Annotated in this window: 16 protein-coding genes; 7 read left to right on the top strand and 9 right to left on the bottom strand. The window is 63.8% G+C overall.

Going from position 1 to position 19,083, the window contains the following annotated elements; genetic code table 11:
* Positions 1-27 precede the first annotated feature (27 nt).
* Entirely contained in the window at positions 28-669 is a 642-nt protein-coding gene (locus tag KTR60_RS19535) for an alpha/beta hydrolase (RefSeq protein ID WP_003945142.1), read from the top strand.
* 5 nt (positions 670-674) lie between these two features.
* On the opposite strand, the gene KTR60_RS19530 is transcribed toward KTR60_RS19535, so the two are convergent.
* Positions 675-1,292 (bottom strand): cysteine hydrolase family protein, encoded by a 618-nt coding sequence (locus KTR60_RS19530; protein ID WP_030536921.1) that lies wholly within the window; start codon positions 1,290-1,292, stop codon positions 675-677.
* A gap of 92 nt (positions 1,293-1,384) precedes the next feature.
* On the opposite strand from KTR60_RS19530, the gene KTR60_RS19525 reads away from it, so the two are divergent.
* The 3 genes from KTR60_RS19525 to KTR60_RS19515 all read left to right on the top strand — a co-directional run bounded on the left by KTR60_RS19525 (position 1,385) and on the right by KTR60_RS19515 (position 4,527).
* A complete protein-coding gene (locus tag KTR60_RS19525; RefSeq protein ID WP_073513009.1) occupies positions 1,385-2,086 on the top strand; it encodes a FadR/GntR family transcriptional regulator in 702 nt (233 codons plus the stop codon).
* Positions 2,083-3,453 carry an FAD-binding oxidoreductase gene (locus KTR60_RS19520; protein ID WP_228401170.1) on the top strand — a complete coding sequence of 457 codons (1,371 nt, stop codon included), beginning with the start codon at positions 2,083-2,085 and terminating at the stop codon, positions 3,451-3,453. Before KTR60_RS19525 ends, KTR60_RS19520 begins: the two co-directional genes overlap by 4 nt.
* Positions 3,454-3,531: 78 nt before the next feature.
* Positions 3,532-4,527, top strand: a complete 996-nt coding sequence (locus KTR60_RS19515) for an NAD-dependent epimerase/dehydratase family protein (protein WP_228402294.1) — start codon at positions 3,532-3,534, stop codon at positions 4,525-4,527.
* A gap of 56 nt (positions 4,528-4,583) precedes the next feature.
* On the opposite strand, the gene KTR60_RS19510 is transcribed toward KTR60_RS19515, so the two are convergent.
* The 4 genes from KTR60_RS19510 to KTR60_RS19495 all read right to left on the bottom strand — a co-directional run bounded on the left by KTR60_RS19510 (position 4,584) and on the right by KTR60_RS19495 (position 8,845).
* A complete protein-coding gene (locus KTR60_RS19510; RefSeq protein ID WP_042450345.1) occupies positions 4,584-6,371 on the bottom strand; it encodes an AMP-dependent synthetase/ligase in 1,788 nt (595 codons plus the stop codon).
* Positions 6,372-6,510: 139 nt separating this feature from the next.
* Positions 6,511-7,209: a hypothetical protein gene (locus KTR60_RS19505; RefSeq protein WP_003945151.1), complete on the bottom strand. Its 699-nt coding sequence runs from the start codon at positions 7,207-7,209 to the stop codon at positions 6,511-6,513.
* Between the two features lie 126 nt (positions 7,210-7,335).
* Entirely contained in the window at positions 7,336-7,962 is a 627-nt protein-coding gene (locus tag KTR60_RS19500) for a phosphoribosyltransferase (protein WP_208690437.1), read from the bottom strand.
* A gap of 55 nt (positions 7,963-8,017) precedes the next feature.
* On the bottom strand, positions 8,018-8,845 hold the full coding sequence (locus tag KTR60_RS19495; RefSeq protein ID WP_050656184.1) for a carbon-nitrogen hydrolase family protein: 828 nt from the start codon (positions 8,843-8,845) through the stop codon (positions 8,018-8,020).
* A gap of 102 nt (positions 8,846-8,947) precedes the next feature.
* On the opposite strand from KTR60_RS19495, the gene KTR60_RS19490 reads away from it, so the two are divergent.
* Positions 8,948-10,723 (top strand): DEAD/DEAH box helicase, encoded by a 1,776-nt coding sequence (locus KTR60_RS19490; protein WP_003945121.1) that lies wholly within the window; start codon positions 8,948-8,950, stop codon positions 10,721-10,723.
* 123 nt (positions 10,724-10,846) lie between these two features.
* Here the strand turns inward: KTR60_RS19490 and KTR60_RS19485 are convergent, their stop codons facing one another.
* The 4 genes from KTR60_RS19485 to KTR60_RS19470 all read right to left on the bottom strand — a co-directional run bounded on the left by KTR60_RS19485 (position 10,847) and on the right by KTR60_RS19470 (position 15,486).
* Positions 10,847-12,745 carry an ABC transporter ATP-binding protein gene (locus KTR60_RS19485; protein ID WP_019749303.1) on the bottom strand — a complete coding sequence of 633 codons (1,899 nt, stop codon included), beginning with the start codon at positions 12,743-12,745 and terminating at the stop codon, positions 10,847-10,849.
* 92 nt (positions 12,746-12,837) lie between these two features.
* Positions 12,838-13,434 (bottom strand): hypothetical protein, encoded by a 597-nt coding sequence (locus KTR60_RS19480; protein WP_228401169.1) that lies wholly within the window; start codon positions 13,432-13,434, stop codon positions 12,838-12,840.
* A 56-nt stretch (positions 13,435-13,490) separates the two neighbouring features.
* A complete protein-coding gene (locus KTR60_RS19475; RefSeq protein WP_228401168.1) occupies positions 13,491-13,901 on the bottom strand; it encodes a YchJ family protein in 411 nt (136 codons plus the stop codon).
* A 22-nt stretch (positions 13,902-13,923) separates the two neighbouring features.
* The gene (locus KTR60_RS19470) at positions 13,924-15,486 is read right to left on the bottom strand and encodes a long-chain-fatty-acid--CoA ligase (protein WP_003945105.1); all 1,563 of its coding nucleotides are present in this window, start codon (positions 15,484-15,486) and stop codon (positions 13,924-13,926) included.
* A gap of 262 nt (positions 15,487-15,748) precedes the next feature.
* Here KTR60_RS19470 and KTR60_RS19465 point away from each other — a divergent pair, with 262 nt between their 5' ends.
* Both KTR60_RS19465 and KTR60_RS19460 read left to right on the top strand, forming a co-directional pair.
* Positions 15,749-16,522, top strand: coding sequence for an ABC transporter ATP-binding protein (locus tag KTR60_RS19465; RefSeq protein WP_003945134.1), 774 nt, complete (start codon positions 15,749-15,751; stop codon positions 16,520-16,522).
* A gap of 4 nt (positions 16,523-16,526) precedes the next feature.
* On the top strand, positions 16,527-19,061 hold the full coding sequence (locus KTR60_RS19460) for an ABC transporter permease (protein WP_019749299.1): 2,535 nt from the start codon (positions 16,527-16,529) through the stop codon (positions 19,059-19,061).
* Positions 19,062-19,083 lie beyond the last annotated feature (22 nt).

Raw genomic sequence — 19,083 nt, 5'->3', positions numbered from 1 at the left:
CCGCGGATATCGGTAGCGGCGTGCAGAATGACGATCATGCCTTTCTTCGACGGACGAACCGGTCAGGTGCACTTTCGGCATTGGCCGGCGGCAGGGGGTGCGGTGCCCACGGTGTCACTGGTCTTTCTGCACGGTCTCGGCCAGCACAGCGGCCAGTATCACCGCTTCGCGGGCGCAATGACGGCGTCGGGGATAGACGTGTGGGCGATCGATCACACCGGGCACGGTTTGTCGGAGGGTGATCCGGGAGTCGGGGCTCCGCTCTCCGATCTTGCTGCCGATGCAGCCGCGCTGGCTGACATCGCCTTGGCGGAACTGCCCGAAGTTCCGCAGGCGGTGATGGGTCATTCGTTAGGTGCCGTGACGGCGCTGACGATGCTGGCTCATCGCGATCACGATTTTGCCTCCGCAGTGCTGTGCGGCATCCCGCGCAGCGCGGTCGAGCAACACGGGTGGGCGGAACTCTCCGACGCGGGCATCCCGGTTTTGGTCGTTCACGGTACCGACGACCGGATCGCCCCGGTCGATCCCGTCCGGGACTGGGCGCGGACGCTGCGCAACGTCGAGATGCGTGAGTTCGAGGACGCCGGTCACGACCTGCTGCACGAGAAGGTTCACGCCAGTGTCACCAACGTCAGCCGTGAATTCCTTCTCGCGCATTCCAGGTAGTCCTCTCAGGAGAGCGCGCCGAGCACCTCTTTCGACGTGACGGGATGCGAGAACATCGGGTAGTCGTAGGTGATCGCGTTCTCGTGTTCGGCGACCGAAGTGCCTGCCACGCAATCGGTGAGTGTGATGACCCGGTAACCGTTCTCGTATCCGGTGCGCATGGTCGATTCGACGCAGCAGTTGGTCAGGAAGCCGCCGAGAAGGATCGTGCGAATTCCTTTGCTGCGCAGAATGAAATCGAGGTTGGTGCTGGCAAAAGTGTCGAGTCCGCGCTTGCCCTCGATGACGATGTCGCCGTCTTTCGGAGTGAGGTCGTCGACGATAGCGGCGCCCCACGAACCTTTCACGAAAGCCTTTCCGTCGACGACGCCCTTGAGGATTCCGTACGGATGCGAGGTGATTTCGTTGTACCCCTCGGCGAAGGTGATCGGTGCGTGCATCACGGTGACACCCGCCGCCCGGGCCGCATCGACCAGCGCGGCGGTGTTCGCGAGGAGTCCGTTCGATTCCATGACTGGTGCGACGGCCTCGTGGAGGACACCGCCCTCGGTGGTGAAGTCGTTCTGGTACTCGATGAGCACGACGGCGGTGGTCGCGGGATCCAATTCGAGCTTGTCGGTCATGGTCGGCACCTTCTCTGTTGTGGTCCGGGTCACGAATTTCCTCAATTAAACAGTTTGTCAGACAAGCAGGCAAGGGGTGGTAGCGTCGCGGCATGGATACGACTCCGTTGTCGCGCATGCCGCTCAGCCTTGCCGTGTCGGGAAGAATCCGTGCTGCCATACTCGACGGCTCGCTTCCCGTCGGCGAGGCATTGCCGACCGAACAGGAACTCGCGCAGACGTTCTCGGTGGGGCGATCGACGGTCCGTGAGGCCCTTCGGGTCCTGCAAGCGCAGGGATTGTTGACCGGCGCGGACACCACTTCTACTGCCAGGCCTCGGGTGACGCACGAGCATACGGCCGATTCCGCAGCCACAGCTCTCAGCACGGCGTTGCAGGTGGGTGCAGTTCCATTGGGCGATCTTGTCGAATTGCGAGTGCTGCTCGAAGCTGCTGCGCTGCGCACTGTCGTCGCGGTGCCGAACGGCGCCCGGGCTGCGATCGAGCGGATGCGCGTCGCAACCCTTGCCGACGACTCGGTCGCATTCCACGACGCCGATGTCGACTTTCACGTTGCGCTGGCCGGAGCCGGCGGGAACAAGGCGTTCGGGTTGGTCATGACGGTTCTCCGCGACAGCATCGCCGGCTACCTGCTGAGTGAACTCGACTCGCGCGAGAACTCGGCGGCCACGCTCGGCGCACTGCTGGCAGAGCACGAGGGTATCGCCGACGCGATCGAGCGCGGTGCAGTTGACGAGGCTGCCGTTTTGGTCGAGCGCCATGTGCGCGGATTCTACGAAGGACGAACGCAATGACCACGAGTATCGATCTGTTGGGCGAGCGTCTGCAGAAAGCGGTGGGGGACAGGGCGACAACCGATCCCGACCGAATGGGTGCGTACGTCCGGGATCAATCACTGCTCACCGCAGCCGGAAGGCCCGCCGCGCTGGTCAAGGCGAAGACGGTCGACGACGTCGTTGCGGTCATGACGGTGGCCCACGAACTCGCCGTTCCGGTGGTGACACGAGGGGCAGGTACCGGGTTGGCCGGCGCCGCCAACGCACTCGACGGATGCATCGTCTTGAGCGTCGCGGGCATGGATCGCATTCTCGAGATCGATCCTGCCGCGCGCACCGCCACGGTGGAGCCCGGAGTGATCAACGGTGACCTGGCGGAAGCTGCTGCACAGCAGGGTCTTTGGTACGTACCGGATCCGGGAAGCCGGTCCATCTCGAGTATCGGCGGCAATCTGGCGACAAATGCAGGCGGCATCTGTTGCGCCAAGTACGGCGTCACCGGTGATCACGTTGCGGCCCTGACGGCGGTACTCGCCGACGGGCGTGTGATCCGTACCGGTGCACGGACGCGCAAGAACGTTGCGGGGCTGGACCTGACACATCTGCTCGTCGGGTCGGAGGGCACTCTCGCGGTCATCGTCGAAGCCACGATGCGGTTGCGTACGGCGCCCACTGCCGCGACCACTGTGGTCGCCTTCTTCGATTCCGCGGAGTCCGCGATCGATGCCGTCCTCGCCGTGTCGGCAGTGGCCGAACCGTGTCAGATGGAGTTGATGGACGACGTCACCATCGGCGCCGTCAATCGGCTGACCAAGATGGGGCTGGACGAATCGGCCGGGGCGATGCTGCTCATCCAGTGCGACGGTAGGTCGGCGGCCGCCGAGGCAGCGGACTGCGCCGCGGCGTGCGAAAGTGCCGGGGCCCGAGAGGTTTTCCACACCGACGATCCGGTGGAAGGTGAAGAGTTCACCGCCGCGCGCCGCATGGCCTTGCCGGCTCTCGAGGCGTTGGGCACGGTACTTCTCGACGACGTCGCGGTGCCGGTGCCGGCGTTGCCGTCCATGTTGGAATGCATTCGTGAAGCGGCCGATCGCCACGGCGTCACGATCGGAACCTTCGGTCACGCCGCCGACGGCAATCTCCACCCGACCATCGTGTTCGACGCTGCCGAACCGGGTGCGCAGGATCGTGCGCGCGGAGCTTTCGACGACATCGTTGCCGGCGCACTGGCGTTGGGCGGAACGATCAGCGGTGAACACGGTATCGGGGTTCTCAAAGCGCCGTACATGGCGGACATGGTCGGCCAGACCGAACGCGAAATGATGCTTGCAGTCAAGGCCGCATTCGATCCGAAGAACGTTCTCAATCCCGGACGAGGTATCTGAGCGGTTCGTCCGTGCCCCAGTCGCCGGAAATTGCGCTACCAGACGAACGTGTTGCCGCACGACGCTTTTCAAGTGACGATGGCCCTCATGAAGCTGTTGATGCTCGGAGGAACACGGTTCCTCGGCCACGCTCTCGTCGATGCCGCTTTGGCTCGGGGCTGGGAGGTGACAGTGCTCCATCGTGGGCTCACCGGAGCGCCACCACCTACAGCGGAGGTCCTGTTCGCGGATCGCACCGATCAGCGTGCGATGGTTGATGCGCTCGGTGATCGTCGATGGGATCTTGTCGTCGACACCTGGTCGGGTAGCCCCCGAGTGATCGGGGAAAATGCGCGCGTCTTACTCGGTCACGTCGACCGGTACGCATACATCTCCAGTGGATCCGTCTACCAATGGGGCTTGCACGTAGACGAGACCTCACCAGTGGTGGCCGCATCTGCGACCTCCGATGACTACAGCGATTACGCGTCCGCCAAACGCGGGGCCGAACTCGCTGTCCTGGAATCCTTCCCGGACGCGTTACTCGCGAGGGCAGGGTTGATCCTCGGCCCGCGCGAGGACATCGGGCGGTTGCCGTGGTGGCTGCAGCGTATCGCGGCGGGCGGACGTGTCGTTGCTCCCGGAGTGCCGACCAGACCGTTGCAGTACGTCGATGCCCGCGACATCGCAACCTTTGTCTTGGCCGGACTGGCCGCCGGGATCAGCGGGGCATACGACGTCATCAGCCCGTCCGGCCACACCACTACCTCCGGACTCCTCCAGGCGTGCGTGGTTGCCACCGGTTCGGACGCTGAACTCGTGTGGATCGACGAGGACAGGCTGGCGGCCGCTGGAGCGCAGCCGTGGACACAACTTCCGTGTTGGGTGCCGCAGGAGGGTGAGTTCGCGGGCTTCCTCGAAGCCGACACCGCCAAGGCGGGGCAAGCAGGGCTGCGGTGCCGGCCCGTCGAAGACACCGTGCGCGATACCTGGGAGTGGATGCAGCGGGAAACTCTGCCGACTCAGCGGGAGGATCGTGCGGTGCACGGCCTTCCATCCGAGATCGAAAAGGAACTACTCTCCGCCGGACAGTGAAACGAGTCTGGCCCGGTTCGCATTCGAACCGGGCCAGACTCGTGAAAGACGATCGATCAGGCGTACAGGTCGCTGATCTTGGTCTTGTGAGCTTCGTGAATGATGTTGCGCTTGAGCTTGAGCGTCGGCGTCAATTCACCGGTCTCCTGGGTGAAGTCGACCTCGAGGATCGTGTACTTCTTGATCTGCTCGGGGTTGGAGACCTTCTTGTTCGCGTCGGCAACGGCCGAGTCGATCTCGGCGATCAGGTCGGCGTTCTTCACCAGATCGGCAATCGGGGTGCCGGCGGGCAGGCCGTTGCGCTCGACCCAACCGGGCAGAGTCTCCGGATCGAGGGTGATCAGTGCACCGATGAACGGCTGACCGTCGCCGACGACGAGGCACTGGCTGATCAGAGCGTGCGCGCGCAGGGAATCTTCGAGGCCTGCCGGTGCGACGTTCTTGCCGCCCGCGGTGACGATGATTTCCTTCTTGCGTCCGGTGATGGAGACGTAGCCCTCGTTGTCGATCGAGCCGAGGTCGCCGGTGTGGAACCAGCCGTCGACGATGGATTCGGCAGTGGCCTTCTCGTTGTGCCAGTAGCCGGCGAACACGACCGGGCCCTGCAGGAGGAGTTCGCCGTCCTCGGCGATCCGTGCTGCATGGCCGTTGATCGGCTTGCCGACGGTGCCGACGCGCTGCGCGCTCGAGGTGTTGACGGTGATTGCGGCGCTGGTCTCCGTGAGTCCGTAGCCCTCGTAGATCGGGATGCCGACGCCGCGGAAGTAGTGGCCGAGGCGCGCGCCGAGGGCTGCGCCACCGGAGACTGCACGCTCGCACTCGCCACCCAGAGCTGCGCGCAACTTCGAGTAGACGAGCTTGTCGAATACCGCGTGCTTGAGCTTGAGTGCCAGTCCGGGGCCACCCTTTTCGAGGGATTCGCTGTATTCGATGGCGGTGGCAGCAGCCTTGTCGAAGATGCTGCCCTTACCGCCGTCGACTGCCTTCTGGCGAGCCGAGTTGTACACCTTCTCGAACACGCGGGGCACCGAGAGGATGAAGTTGGGCTTGAAGCCGGCGAACTGCTCGAGCAGCGTCGTCAGGTCCGACGTGTGGGCGACGGTGACCTTGGCGTCGAAAGCGCCGAAGGAGATCGCCCGCGCGAATACGTGGGCAAGCGGCAGGAACATCAGAGTCTTCTTGCCGGGGACCATGGACTCCGGCATCGCCAGGCGGCAGGCGTTGGACTCGGCGTAGAAGTTGGAGTGCGTCAGCTGGACACCCTTGGGGCGTCCGGTGGTTCCGGAGGTGTAGATCAGGGTCGCGGGCGAGGCAGCGGTGACCTGGTGACGACGAGTGTGCAGTTCTTCGTCGGTGATTGCCGAACCGCGACTGGACAGCTCGTCGATCGCACCCGACTCGATGACAAGAACCTCGCGGAGGGCTTCTGCGCCGTCGGTGACTTCCTTGTGAGTCTCCGCGTGCTTGGCCGTTTCGACGACCAGAAGTGTCGTCGCTGAATCCTCGAGGATCCACTGCGCCTGATCAGGGGAGGAGGTCTCGTAGATCGCGACGGTGCATCCGCCGGCAGTCCAGATGGCGTAGTCGAGAACGACCCACTCGTAGCGAGTCGCGGACAGGATAGCGACGCGGTCGCCGAGCTCGACACCTGACGCGATCAGGCCCTTGGCAACTGCGGAGACCTGCTTCGCGAATTCAGCTGCAGTGACGTCGACCCATCCACCGTTCGACGGCCTCTTGAACGGCACGAATGTGGGGTCTTCTTCGGCGTGACGGAACACGGAGTCGGCCATGGATACGTTCTCCGGAATTGAGAACGACTGTGGAACTGAGAACTCGCGCACTATTGACCCCTCCAGTGACTACTGACATTTCTGATGTGCATTGCATCACATTAGTCGTCATTTTGCACTGTCGTTACTATTCGGTAGAACTGGTCGGGCGCTGACCTGCAGTTTAGTGTGACCGCCTGTTTACAGGTACTCAGGCGACGTGTTGGAGCGTGCGACCGTGCACGGACAGCCACCGCCGAATTGCGTAGTCCAATCGGTCCGGATCCACTCCGAGTTGCTCTGCAGTAGCTGCAAGGATCTCCGAGGTGTCTCCCGGCAACTCGGTGGTGCCGAGTGTCGCGCTGATGAAGGTGTCGGCAGCGGTCCCCAGATCGGTGTGCGGAATTCCGGCCAACATCAACAGGTGGGCCCAGGTCACTTCGGAACCGTCTCCGCACGCGTCCACCCAGGCATGGTGAACGGCTTCGAGAGCGTTGTCGGAATCGGCGGCCGACAGCAGGTCCTCGACGCTGTTGATCCGCAAGTGATGGAGTTTCTCGGCGACCTGTTGGATGTGCCGTGCCTCGATCGGGACACCCGTCGCCGTGTAGCGACGCTTGTACGAGCCGATCTTGCCTGCCCACTGGTCCGAACTGCCGGCTTCCTCGAAGGTGCGGAGTAGTTCGCGTGCGCCATCCGTGACGGGTTTGTCCTCGCGGGCTTTCCGGTACGCCAGGTAGCGATCGACGACGGTCACTTCGCTGTGGCCCGACGTGGACTGAACGGATTCGATGATGCACAGGGCGAGGCTCTGTCGATAAGCGTCTGACGCAACCCAGGCGGAAGGGTCGCCCAGGCGGTCACGGCACGCAGCTGCGACGGCGTCGACGGTATCGGTCGAGATGGTCACGGTTCCTCCAGAAAGCCGAATTCTTTTTGTTCCATTTGGGCTATCGGCACCGAGGAGCGAAATGTTGCACACATCACAAATTCTCAGAGATCTCTTGGACTGTGCTCAGGCTGGAGAGGTGTGCACTCAGGCGAGGAAGGACAGCACTTCGTCGTCGCTGAGTTGATGAAAGTCCTCGAATGCAGCACCGACGCCGCCTAACAGGGCAGGAACGAAGGGGCAGACGACCCGATCGGCGGAGCACGCGATCACTCTCATGGCTTCGGGGGACGCTACTGGGACAGCGACGATCACGGAGGCAGCACCCGCGGTGCGCGCGCATCGGCAGGCAACGGCGGCACTCGCGCCCGTAGCCATTCCGTCGTCGACGATCACCGCAGTGCATCCGTGGAGGGAAACCGGGGTCCGCCCCTCGCGCAGGAGATGCGCCCGCCGTTCCAATTCGGTTCGCTCGTCGCGTTCGACGGCGACGAGTTCTCTTTTCGAGACGCGAACCGCTGCGATGACGTCGTGGTTGAGGACCCGCACGCCGCCCTCACCGATAGCGCCCATCGCCAGTTCCGGGTTGTACGGACTGCCGAGCTTGCGCACCACCACGATGTCGAGCGGAGCGTTCAATGCCGCAGCCACCTCGGCTGCGACCGGAACTCCGCCGCGCGGGAGTCCGAGAACGACGGGCTTGTCGATACGCAAGGTCTCGAGCCGCCCGGCCAGAAATCTGCCGGCGGAAGATCGATCCCGATACTGGGTCACTGCGTTGTCCTCGAGAAGCTCGAACCCCGACCAGTTCGACGCTACTCGCTGCAGGTCACCGCGACGAGACTGTGAACCTCCGCAGCGCGAGAGCGGGATTCTTCTCGCGTACCTCGGCGATGCGAGCAGCCGAAACGAGTGCGGTGGCGACCCCGACCTGCTCGCCAAGTGAACACATCACGACGCCCATCGGGTCGACGATCATGCTGGCACCCGCGCCGCCGCGCGCGCTCTGATCTGCCGCTGCGATGTACATCGTGTTCTCGATGGCCCGGGCGCGCACGAGAGTGGTCCAGTGGTCTTCCTTGAGCGGCCCCGGCACCCACTGGGCGGGCAGGAGCAAGATGTCTGCGCCGACGTCGACGATGCGCCGGGTGACTTCCGGGAAGCGCAGGTCGTAGCAGGTCTGGAGGCCGAAGGTCAGGCCGTCGCACCCGAAAGTCTGCGGTTCGGTGATCTCGCCCGCGCGGATCACGGCCGACTCCTGGTAACCGAAAGCGTCGTAAAGATGCAGTTTCCGGTAGGTCGCCACCAGTTCGCCGTTCGGGTCCATCGCGACGAGGGTGTTGGAGATTCTGCTCACGTCGTCGATCCGCTCGTTCATTCCTGCCACGAGGAAGATTCCGAACTCCGCGGCGACCGACGCCAGCGCCGAACCGAATTCGCCGTCCAGGTCCTCCGCGGACTCGATCAAACGCTCATCCGTCTTCGGTGCGGTGAACATCGAGTATTCCGGCGCCACGACAACTTTCGCGCCGCGTGCTGCTGCATCGGAAGCCAGTGATCGCAGTGATTCGAGGTTGGCTTTCTTGTCCGTCCCCGGGGCGAATTGGGCAATCGCGACAACGGTCTGGGAGGGGGTGGCTGCGGTGGCTTCGGTCATGCTTCCTACGCTAGGCGAAACCCGCTGGGAGGGTGGATCTGTCGTAAAAGCACCCCCGGTATGTCGTCGTGTCTATACTCTATCCGCTAAACTGCTGGTCAAATGAGTGATATTGAGCGTGACCCCGAACCCCCAACATTTGCCGACCTCGACATCGATGATCGGGTACTGAAGGCACTGTCAGACGTGGGCTACGAGTCGCCCTCGCCCATTCAGGCTGCCACCATTCCGCCGCTGCTCGAAGGCAAGGACGTCGTCGGTCTCGCACAGACCGGTACCGGCAAGACCGCAGCCTTCGCAGTTCCAGTCCTGTCGCGGATCGACACGTCGATCAAGCAGACCCAGGCGCTGGTGCTTGCTCCCACGCGTGAGCTGGCGCTTCAGGTTGCCGAGGCATTCGGCAAGTACTCCGCGCACATCCCCGGACTCAACGTGCTGCCGATCTACGGTGGCCAGAGCTACGGCGTCCAGCTGTCGGGCCTGCGCCGCGGCGCACACGTCGTCGTCGGTACCCCGGGTCGTGTCATCGACCATCTCGAAAAGGGCACCCTGGATCTGACCAATCTCAAGTACCTCGTTCTCGACGAGGCCGACGAGATGCTCAAGATGGGGTTCCAGGAGGACGTCGAGCGCATCCTCCGCGACACCCCCGGGGACAAGCAGGTCGCTCTGTTCTCGGCAACGATGCCCGGCTCGATTCGCCGGATCTCGAAGCAGTACCTGAACAATCCGGTCGAGATCACCGTCAAGTCCAAGACGTCGACCGCCTCGAACATCACGCAGCGCTACATTCAGGTTGCTCATCAGCGCAAGCTCGATGCACTGACCCGAGTCCTCGAGGTCGAGGCATTCGAGGCGATGATCATCTTCGTCCGTACCAAGCAGGCCACCGAAGACCTGGCGGAGAAGCTGCGGGCCCGCGGGCACTCGGCTGCCGCGATCAACGGCGACATCGTCCAGGCACAGCGTGAGCGGACCATCGGTCAGCTCAAGAACGGCGCCCTCGACATCCTCGTCGCGACCGACGTTGCCGCTCGAGGCCTCGACGTGGATCGAATCTCCCACGTCGTCAACTACGACATCCCGCATGACACGGAGTCGTACGTCCACCGCATCGGTCGTACCGGCCGCGCCGGTCGTCAGGGTGACGCGTTGCTGTTCGTCGCCCCGCGTGAGCGTCATCTGCTCAAGTCCATCGAGAAGGCGACCCGTCAGCCGCTTGCGGAGATGCAGCTTCCCAGTGTCGACGACGTCAACGCCCAGCGCGTGGCCAAGTTCGGTGACTCCATCACCGAGAGCCTGGCCTCGGAGAATCTCGCGATGTTCCGCAAGATGATCGAGGACTACGACCAGGAACACGACGTTCCGCTCATCGACATCGCTGCCGCTCTGGCGTTGCAGTCGCGCGACGGCGAAGCATTCTTGCTTTCTCCCGAGCCGCCGGCACCGCCGCGTCGTGAGCGCGAGCCTCGTGAACCACGTCCTCCCCGTCGTTTCGACGATGGCCCGGCCCCGCGCTCGCGTGGGCCCGAGGGCCAGGAGCTGGCCGCGTACCGCATTGCAGTCGGCAAGCGTCACCGCGTCGTTCCGGGTGCCATCGTCGGTGCCATCGCCAACGAGGGTGGGCTTCGTCGAAGCGACTTCGGGCACATCAGCATTCGCCCGGATCACAGCATCGTCGAGCTGCCGGCCGACCTCTCCAACGAGACTCTCGAAGCTTTGCGTCGCACACGCATCTCCGGCGTCCTGATCCAGCTGCAGCCTGATTTCGGGCCGCCGCAGGGACGTCCGAGTGGCCGTGGCGACCGTGGTGGCCGGGACGATCGTGGTGGACGTGACGACCGCCGCGGTGGCGGACGCGATCGCTACAACGACTGACATACAGCTTCAACGACTGTCATGAAGACTGAAACAGGCGCTGCCCTCCGCGAGGAGGACAGCGCCTGTTTTCTGTGTGGGGGGCAAGGCTTTTCTGTGTGGGGGGCAAGGCGCTGCGCGGTATCAGATCGGCGTCGGTGCGAGGGCGCCGTTCTTCCGGGCGTTGGTGTCGAACTGCGTGCGGTACAACTCGGCGTAGCGGCCGCCGCGCGCGAGCAGTTCCTCATGGTTGCCGCGCTCGACGATCTGGCCTGCCTCGACGACAAGGATCAGGTCCGCGGAACGGATCGTCGACAATCGGTGAGCGATCACCACCGCAGTCCGCCCGGCGAGTGCTTCGCCGAGTGCTTCCTGAACCGCAGCTTCCGACGTCGAGTCGAGATGCGCGGTGGCCTCGTCCAAGATGACGACGCGAGGCTGGGCCAGGAGCAGGCGTGCGATGGTCAGGCGTTGACGCTCGCCGCCCGAGAGGCGGTAACCGCGTTCACCCACCACGGTCTCCAGTCCGTCGGGCAGCGACGCAACCAGGTCGGTGAGCCGTGCGCGCTCCAGAACCTCACGCAGATCTTCTTCGGTGGCATCCGGTCGCGCAAGGAGCAGGTTGGATCGAAGGCTCTCGTGGAACAGGTGCCCGTCCTGCGTGACCATGCCGACGGTCTCCCGGATGGAATCGGCACTGAGGTCGCGGACGTCGACGCCGCCCAACTCGACCGAACCGGAGTCGATGTCGTAGAGGCGCGGAATCATCTGCGCCACGGTCGACTTTCCGGCACCGGACGTGCCGACCAAGGCGACCATCTGTCCTGCTTCGGTGCGGAACGACAGGTCGTGCAACACGTCCTCGCCGCCGCGGGTGTCGAGGATCGCGACTTCCTCCAGGGACGCGAGAGACACCTTGTCCGCGGATGGGTAAGCAAAAGTGACGTTCTTGAACTCGACGGACACCGGGCCCTGCGGCACCGTGCGTGCATCGGGCTTCTCGGTGATGAGCGGCGCCAGATCGAGAATCTCGAATACCCGCTCGAAGCTGACCAGGGCGCTCATGACGTCCACCCGGGCGCTGGCCAGTGCGGTCAACGGTGAGTACAGCCGCGTCAACAACAGTGCCATCGCCACGACGGCGCCTGCGTCCAACTGTCCGCGCAGCGCGTAGAAGCCGCCGAGTCCGTAGACGAGGGCGAGAGCAAGGGCCGAGACCAGCGTCAGTGCTGTGACGAAGACGGACTGCAGCATTGCGGTCCGGACTCCGATGTTGCGCACACGCCTGGCGCGAACCGCGAACTCCGCAGATTCTTGCGACGGGCGGCCGAACAGCTTGACCAGAGTCGCGCCGGGAGCGGAGAACCGCTCCGTCATCTGGGTGCTCATGAGCGAATTATGGTTGGCTGCTTCACGATTGAGTGCTGCAAGTTTTGCGCCCATGCGCCGTGCGGGGATGACGAAGATCGGGAGAAGTAGCAGCGCGAGGACGGTGATCTGCCAGGAGATCCCGAGCATGACGATCAGCGTGATCACCAGGGTGACCAGATTGCTGACCACTCCGGACAAGGTGTCGCTGAAGGCGCGCTGAGCGCCGATGACGTCGTTGTTGAGACGGCTGACCAGTGCTCCGGTTCGAGTTCTGGTGAAGAACGCGATGGGCATCTTCTGGACGTGATCGAAGACGGTGGTGCGCAGATGCAGGATCAGGTCTTCGCCGATGCTGGCCGAGAGCCACCGGGTCAACAGTCCCAGAGCGGCTTCGAGAAGTGCAACCAGTGCGATCAGGGCGGCAAGTTTGACGACCACGTCGACGGCGTCGCCGCCGACTATCGCGTTGACCACACGCCCGGCCAGGACAGGTGTTGCCACGGCAAGCGCAGCAGTGACGACACTCAGTACGAGGTACCAGCTGAGGTTGCGTTTCTGTGGAACTGCGAACGTCGCGATCCGCTTCAGTGTCGCCTTCGAGAACGGGCGCCGATCTTCTTGCGCGTGCATCGCGTTGTACATCGCGTTCCACGCGGTGACTTCCATACTCATGACTTCGCCCCTCCGGTCGCCGGCCACGAAGATTACGTGGCCGGTACGACACGAAGGTAGAACCTCAACCAAACTTCAGGTCAAGTGCGGCCTCAGCGGGCCACGTCGACCACCACGCGAGGAGGGTCGCTGAGCGTCGTGACCGTGAACGGCTGCTTCTCGGTCACGCCGATGAACGACTGCGTGACTCCCTCGAAGACGTTGGACCCGTTGACCTCGGTCACGACTCCGCCGACGCCGGGGACCGGGTTGGGGCCGGAGTACTGCTCGACTCCGCTGTCGAAGGGATATGCGGAACCGTCGATCAGGACCTGGATCACTGCGGCACCCTCGATGTCCACGGGCTTACCGCTGCCTTCCTGCGTCGCCGCGTCGACGTACTTGACGCGCCAACCGGGTGTGCCGGTTCCGCCCATTTCGTAGACGACACGATCGAATCCGTCGTGCTCGCCCACTCGGATGTCGACGACGGTGAGCTTGGATTCGGTGCCCGCAGCCGACGTCTTGTCGGAGCTGTCCGTCGGGACTGGTTCTGTGGTCGACGCTGCTGCACTCGAGGTCGAGGTCGAGGTGACGGCCGAGGTGGCTGCCGTGGGAGTGGTCTCCGCGTCCTGCGAACAGGCAGTCAGGCTCACGCCCACTGCGATGGCAGCGACAGCGGCAAATGATCTCGTCCGGTTCGTTGTCATGACTCGATCGTAGGGCTCGCGTTATCGGGATCCGCGGCGGCGGTGCCCGGAGTTACCTAACCGATATCGCCGTCGACATAGAGCCACTTACCCTCTGTTCGCGCAAATCGACTGCGTTCGTGGAGCATTCCCCGCTCGCGTCCGAATGTGCAGTGAGCGCGAAATTCAACGACGCCGTCGGAATCGAACAGCCCGCCCCGTTCGATGTCCAGGATCTCCAACCGGAGCCATTTCTGGTCGGGGTCGAGATCGAGTTGGGCTGGGCGATGGTCGGGATGCCAAGTCTGCGTGAGATATTCGTCGTCCATCACAGCGAAAGCCGTGTAACGCGAACGCATCAGGGTTTCGGCGGTCGGTGCGTGCGCTACTCCGCTGATGTACTTGCCGCAGCATTCGGCCAACGCGTTGCCGCTGCCGCACGGGCACGGATCGGTCGGATTGGGTGTGGTGGGGCGGCGCGAAGTCACCGCCCCATTACAGCACGCGAACTCAGACCAGTTTGTGTTCGCGGTTCTCCCAGTACGGTTTGCGGAGGTCGCGTTTGAGGATCTTTCCGGTGGGATTGCGGGGAAGAATCTCGACGACGTCGATACTGGTCGGGCACTTGAACTTTGCGAGGCGTTCCTGTGTATAGGTGATCAGTTCGGCTTCGTCGATCTGCGCTTCGGCAGTGAGAACCACGACAGCCTTGACGGTTTCACCCCAACGGTCGTCGGGAACGCCGATGACCGCGACCTCGGCGATTGCCGGATGCTCCACCAGTACTCGTTCGATCTCGGGGGAGTAGACGTTCTCGCCGCCGGTGATGATCATGTCCTTGAGGCGGTCCTCGATGAAGACGAAGCCGTCGGAGTCGGCGCGGCCCATGTCGCCGCTACGTAGCCACCCGTCTGCGGTAATCGTTTCGGCCGTCGCCTCAGGCTTGCCCAGGTATCCGGGTGTGCACTGTTCGGATCGCCACCACAGTTCACCGGTCGTTCCGGTGGGCACGTCCTCGAGCGTGACGGGGTCCACCACGCGCATCTCGACGCCGGGGATCGCCGTACCTGCTGATGCCATGCGCTCGACCTGCGACTCGTCGCGGTGAACGTCCGGCATCAACGCGGTAATGACGCCTGCCATTTCGGTCATGCCGTAGACCTGCACGAATTCGGTGTCCGGCCACGCTGCGAGTGCCGCGCGCAACAGTGGGAGCGGCATGGGGGCGGCGCCGTAGGTGATGCGTTTGAATGCTTTGAAGGCGGCGACCGCCTGCTCGCCTGCGGCCAGGACTCCGGCAATGACCGGTGGGACGAGAAAGGCGATGTTGGCTCCGGCGGCGAGACCGGCGAAGATCGACGGTCCGTCGGCTTCTCTCGTGAAGTAACAGCGGCCACCGGTGTGAATTGCCATGATGGCGTAGCACGTTCCGCCGACGTGGAACATCGGCATCGCGATCAAGAATCGGTGATCCTCGTGGGCCGGCAGGATTTCGAGGACATTGTTGCTGTGCGCGAACAGGTTTCGATGCGTGAGCTGGACACCTTTGGGGCGACCGGTCGTCCCGGAACTGTAGAGAACCAGAGCGGTGGCATCGGGGCTCACCTCGGGGCGGGAGTGCAGCGGTGTGACCTCGTCGATCCACGGCTCGAATTCGTCGTGTTCACCGCCGACGGCGAAGATCGATTCGACGGCCGTCAAGCGGTCTCGCATCGCGACGACCTGGGGGAGTAGTTCGCTGCCGACGAACAGAATGCGAGCGCCACAGTCCGCGAGGACGTAATCCAGCTCTTCGCTCGAAAGTCGCCAGTTGGGAACGACATTCGCGGCGCCGAGTAGTGAGGCGGCGTAGGTGACTTCGAGACAGGACAGATGATTCTTGTCGACGAACGCGACAGTGTCGCCGGCACCGATGCCTGATTCGGCGAGGGCGGCGGCGATACGCAAGATGCGGTCCCGCCACTGAGCCCACGTGAATTCGGTCCCTTGGAAGGTCATCGCTGCTTGATCAGGCTTGACCGTCGCCCAGTGCTCTAGCCGATCGAAAATGATTCCAGCGGTGGCGTCGGACATTCGGCCGCCTCTCTCGTGTGATTGGTGTCACAAGGTTAATGTGCGCCCGGTCTTCGTATCGCTGTTTCCAGTCAATGCGCACAAGCAGGAGGGGTCGCATTCCCCCGACCCTGACCGGCTCGGCCGCAGATATCAGGGTGGTCCCCGATGGCGGGCGCGCCCGCCACCCGACAGGATGGAACCAACCATTGCGGGCGTCCGTGTTTTCACGGGCGCCCGTCACGCCCGCAAATTAGCACCGAAGTGAACAGGAAAGGCGATCATGAGTTCGCACGCCCAGGATGTCGCGGCCCGCGCAGTCGGCCTGTCCAAGACCTACGGCACCGGAGATACCCAGGTGCACGCCCTCAGTTCGGTGTCCGCAGATTTCGCCCGCGGTGAGTTCACGGCGATCATGGGGCCGTCCGGTTCCGGTAAGTCGACGCTGATGCATTGCCTCGCCGGTCTGGATTCCGCAAGTTCGGGTTCCGTTCTCATCGGTGACACGGAACTCACGACGCTTTCCGACAAACAGATGACCCAATTGCGACGCGATCGCATCGGTTTCGTTTTCCAGGCGTTCAACCTGGTGCCGACCCTGACCGCGCTCGAGAACATCACGTTGCCGCTCGACATCGCGGGACGCAAAGCGGACCCGACCTGGTTGAACAGCGTCCTGACCAAGCTGGGTCTCGGGGATCGCCTCGATCATCGGCCGGGAGAGCTCTCGGGTGGTCAGCAGCAGCGTGTGGCGTGTGCGCGTGCGCTGGCGGGTCAGCCGGAGATCATCTTCGGCGACGAGCCGACCGGAAACCTCGATTCGAAGTCCTCCGGTGAGGTGCTCTCGATCCTGCGGGCGGCCGTCGACGAGTTCAACCAGACCGTGGTGATCGTGACGCACGATCCGCGGGCAGCGGCGTATGCCGACCGGGTGGTGTTCCTCGCGGACGGCAAGATCGTCGACGAATTGCGCGAGCCTACGGCGGATTCGGTCCTCGACCGGATGAAGCGTCTGGACGCTCCGCAGGCGGTCGTGAACGTGGAAGCCGGGGCTTGAGCACATGGCTTCGGTAAGCAACTCGCCGATGCGCAAGGTTTCCCTGCGCAACTTGGCGGCACACAAGGTGCGACTTGCGCTGACGGTTCTCTCCGTGGTGCTTGGCACGGCTTTTGTCGCGGGGTCGTTCGTTTTCACCGACACCCTCCAGAAGACTTTCGATTCGATCTTCGAGAACACCGCCCAGGGCGTCGACGTCCGGGTATCGATGGAAGAGCGCAACACCAGTGGCGTTCCGGTCGAGGATGTCGACAAACTTGCCGCAGTCGACGGCGTCCGAGCGGTAGCCCCGGCCGTCAGTGGACAGATCGTCCTGATCAACGCAGACGGCGGCGCTGTTCAGACCGGCGGCGCGCCGAGTATCGGTCAGTCCTACCTACCGCCGGGCCAGGCGATTGCCGAACCCGACACCTTCGTCGAGGGCGCGCCTCCGACGCAGACCGGTCAGGTCGCGCTGAACACCAGCGCCGCCGAGCGAGCCGGACTGAAGGTGGGGGACTCCGCCAAGGTTCTGGCACCGGCCCGCGGAATCGTGGACGTGACGTTGTCCGGTATCTACGAGGGGGCGGGCAGTGACACCGGCGGGTTCATCGGCGCGCTCTTCACCGACGAGCAGGCCCGTGGACTCTTCACCGACGGCCAACACGTCGAGTACATCGACGTCGCGGGCGACGGGGTGTCGCAGACGGAACTGCAGCAACGCGTCGAGCAGGTTTTCCCCGATCTCAAGGTGCAGACCGGCGACCAGGTTCGTGAGGAGACCAAGGCCGAGGTCGACTCGGCGCTGAGCTTCATCAACTACTTCCTGTTGGCGTTCGGCGCGATTGCTCTGCTCGTCGGAACGTTCATCATCTACAACACCTTCTCGATGATCGTGGCGCAGCGTCTTCGTGAGCTGGCGCTGCTGCGTGCGATCGGTGCGAGCCGAGCGCAGGTCGGCCGTTCGGTGGTCACCGAGGCGCTCGTGGTCGGACTCATCGGCAGCATCATCGGTCTGCTCGGCGGTATCGGTCTCGCCTACGGATTGCGCAGTCTCCTCAACACATTCGACGTCGGTCTGCCGGAAGGCCCGCTCCAGGTGGGTGCCCGCACGATCATCGTCGCGTTGGTGGTCGGCGTCGTCGTCACGACGCTCAGCGCTTACGCCCCGGCTCGTCGTGCGTCGAAGATCCCGCCGGTGGCGGCCATGCGTGAGGAGTTCGCCTCCACCGGTGACTCACTGCGAGTGCGGACGTTGATCGGTGCGATTCTCGGCGTGATCGGTGTGGCACTGCTCGTGTTCGGCTCTCGCGGTACCGGTGGTGGCGCGGCGCTGATCGTCGGCCTCGGTGCGTTCTCGTTGATCATCGCGGTGCTTCTCGGGGCTCCCGCGCTGTCGCGGCCGATCGTCGGCGCGCTCGGTGCCGTGTTCGCCAAGCCGTTCGGTGCCATAGGGCGATTGGCTCGTACCAATGCGGTGCGCAATCCCCGTCGCACGGCCGCAACGGCATTCGCGTTGACTCTCGGTCTGATGCTGGTGACGGTCATCGGAGTGTTCGGTTCCTCGGCCAAGGCGAGCATCAATGCTCTTGTCGACGTGGGTGTTTCGGCCGACTACATCCTGACCGGTCCCAACGCGATCGGCGTGCCGCGAGGTGCGGCCGACGCGGTCCGACAGGTGCCCGACGTGCAGAGCGCGACGTCGTTGCACGGAGTGCGTGCGAAGGTCGACGGTGAGGACGAGCAGGGCGCTTCGTTCGACGGCCCGATCGAAGGCGTGCTCGAGTACAAGATCCTCGAGGGCACGGTCGATCTGACCGGCAACAACATGCTCGTCTCGAAGTCGACTGCGGATGACAAGGGCTGGACTGTCGGCTCGACCCAGACGTTGACCGGTCCTGGCGGCGTCGAGTACCAGACCGTTGTCGCGGGAGTGTTCGAGGACAACCAGCTGATCGGCTCGTGGATCGTCTCGGACGAGGCGTACAGGAAGCTGATGCCGGCCGAGAGTCTGCCGGACTTCGTGGTGCTGGTGAAGGCGAAGCCTGGCGCGGATCTGACAACGCTGCGATCCGAGCTCGAAACGGCCACGGAGAAGTACGTCGTCGTCCAGGTGCAGGATCGTGAGGAGTTCAAGGGAACTCAGGGCCAGCAGATCAACACGTTGTTGGCGATCCTCTACGGACTGCTTGCACTCGCGGTCGTGATCGCGATCCTGGGCATCATCAACACCCTGGCACTCTCGGTGGTCGAGCGGCGACGAGAAATCGGAATGCTGCGAGCTGTCGGCATGCAGCGAGGACAGATGCGACGCACGATCTACCTCGAGTCGGTCCTCATCGCGGTGTACGGCGCGGCGGTCGGAGTTGTTCTCGGCATCGCGTTCGGTTGGGCCTTCGTGAGCACTCTCGCGGATCAGGGCCTCGACAAGATCACGATCCCGTGGGGTCAGGTGGTCGGAATGCTGATCGGCTCGGGTGTGGTGGGTGTCTTGGCGGCGCTGTGGCCGGCCAACCGAGCGGCCAAGACAAAGCCGCTGGAGGCGATTGCAGACATGTAGGGCCTTCGGCCCCGTGCGCACT

This window comes from Rhodococcus sp. C1, assembly GCF_020809065.1.
GTDB lineage: Bacteria > Actinomycetota > Actinomycetes > Mycobacteriales > Mycobacteriaceae > Rhodococcus_F > Rhodococcus_F qingshengii.
Note: the sequence above shows the minus strand (reverse complement) of the source record. Positions and strands in the feature narration are given on the sequence as shown.

Bases quoted from the DNA above. Each gene is read 5' to 3' on its own strand.
- KTR60_RS19535 (WP_003945142.1), top strand. From the start codon at position 28: ATGACGATCATGCCTTTCTTCGACGGACGAACCGGTCAGGTGCACTTT.
- KTR60_RS19530 (WP_030536921.1), bottom strand. From the start codon at position 1,292: ATGACCGACAAGCTCGAATTGGATCCCGCGACCACCGCCGTCGTGCTC.
- KTR60_RS19525 (WP_073513009.1), top strand. From the start codon at position 1,385: ATGGATACGACTCCGTTGTCGCGCATGCCGCTCAGCCTTGCCGTGTCG.
- KTR60_RS19520 (WP_228401170.1), top strand. From the start codon at position 2,083: ATGACCACGAGTATCGATCTGTTGGGCGAGCGTCTGCAGAAAGCGGTG.
- KTR60_RS19515 (WP_228402294.1), top strand. From the start codon at position 3,532: ATGGCCCTCATGAAGCTGTTGATGCTCGGAGGAACACGGTTCCTCGGC.
- KTR60_RS19495 (WP_050656184.1), bottom strand. From the start codon at position 8,845: ATGACCGAAGCCACCGCAGCCACCCCCTCCCAGACCGTTGTCGCGATT.
- KTR60_RS19490 (WP_003945121.1), top strand. From the start codon at position 8,948: ATGAGTGATATTGAGCGTGACCCCGAACCCCCAACATTTGCCGACCTC.
- KTR60_RS19485 (WP_019749303.1), bottom strand. From the start codon at position 12,745: ATGAGTATGGAAGTCACCGCGTGGAACGCGATGTACAACGCGATGCAC.
- KTR60_RS19480 (WP_228401169.1), bottom strand. From the start codon at position 13,434: ATGACAACGAACCGGACGAGATCATTTGCCGCTGTCGCTGCCATCGCA.
- KTR60_RS19470 (WP_003945105.1), bottom strand. From the start codon at position 15,486: ATGTCCGACGCCACCGCTGGAATCATTTTCGATCGGCTAGAGCACTGG.
- KTR60_RS19465 (WP_003945134.1), top strand. From the start codon at position 15,749: ATGAGTTCGCACGCCCAGGATGTCGCGGCCCGCGCAGTCGGCCTGTCC.
- KTR60_RS19460 (WP_019749299.1), top strand. From the start codon at position 16,527: ATGGCTTCGGTAAGCAACTCGCCGATGCGCAAGGTTTCCCTGCGCAAC.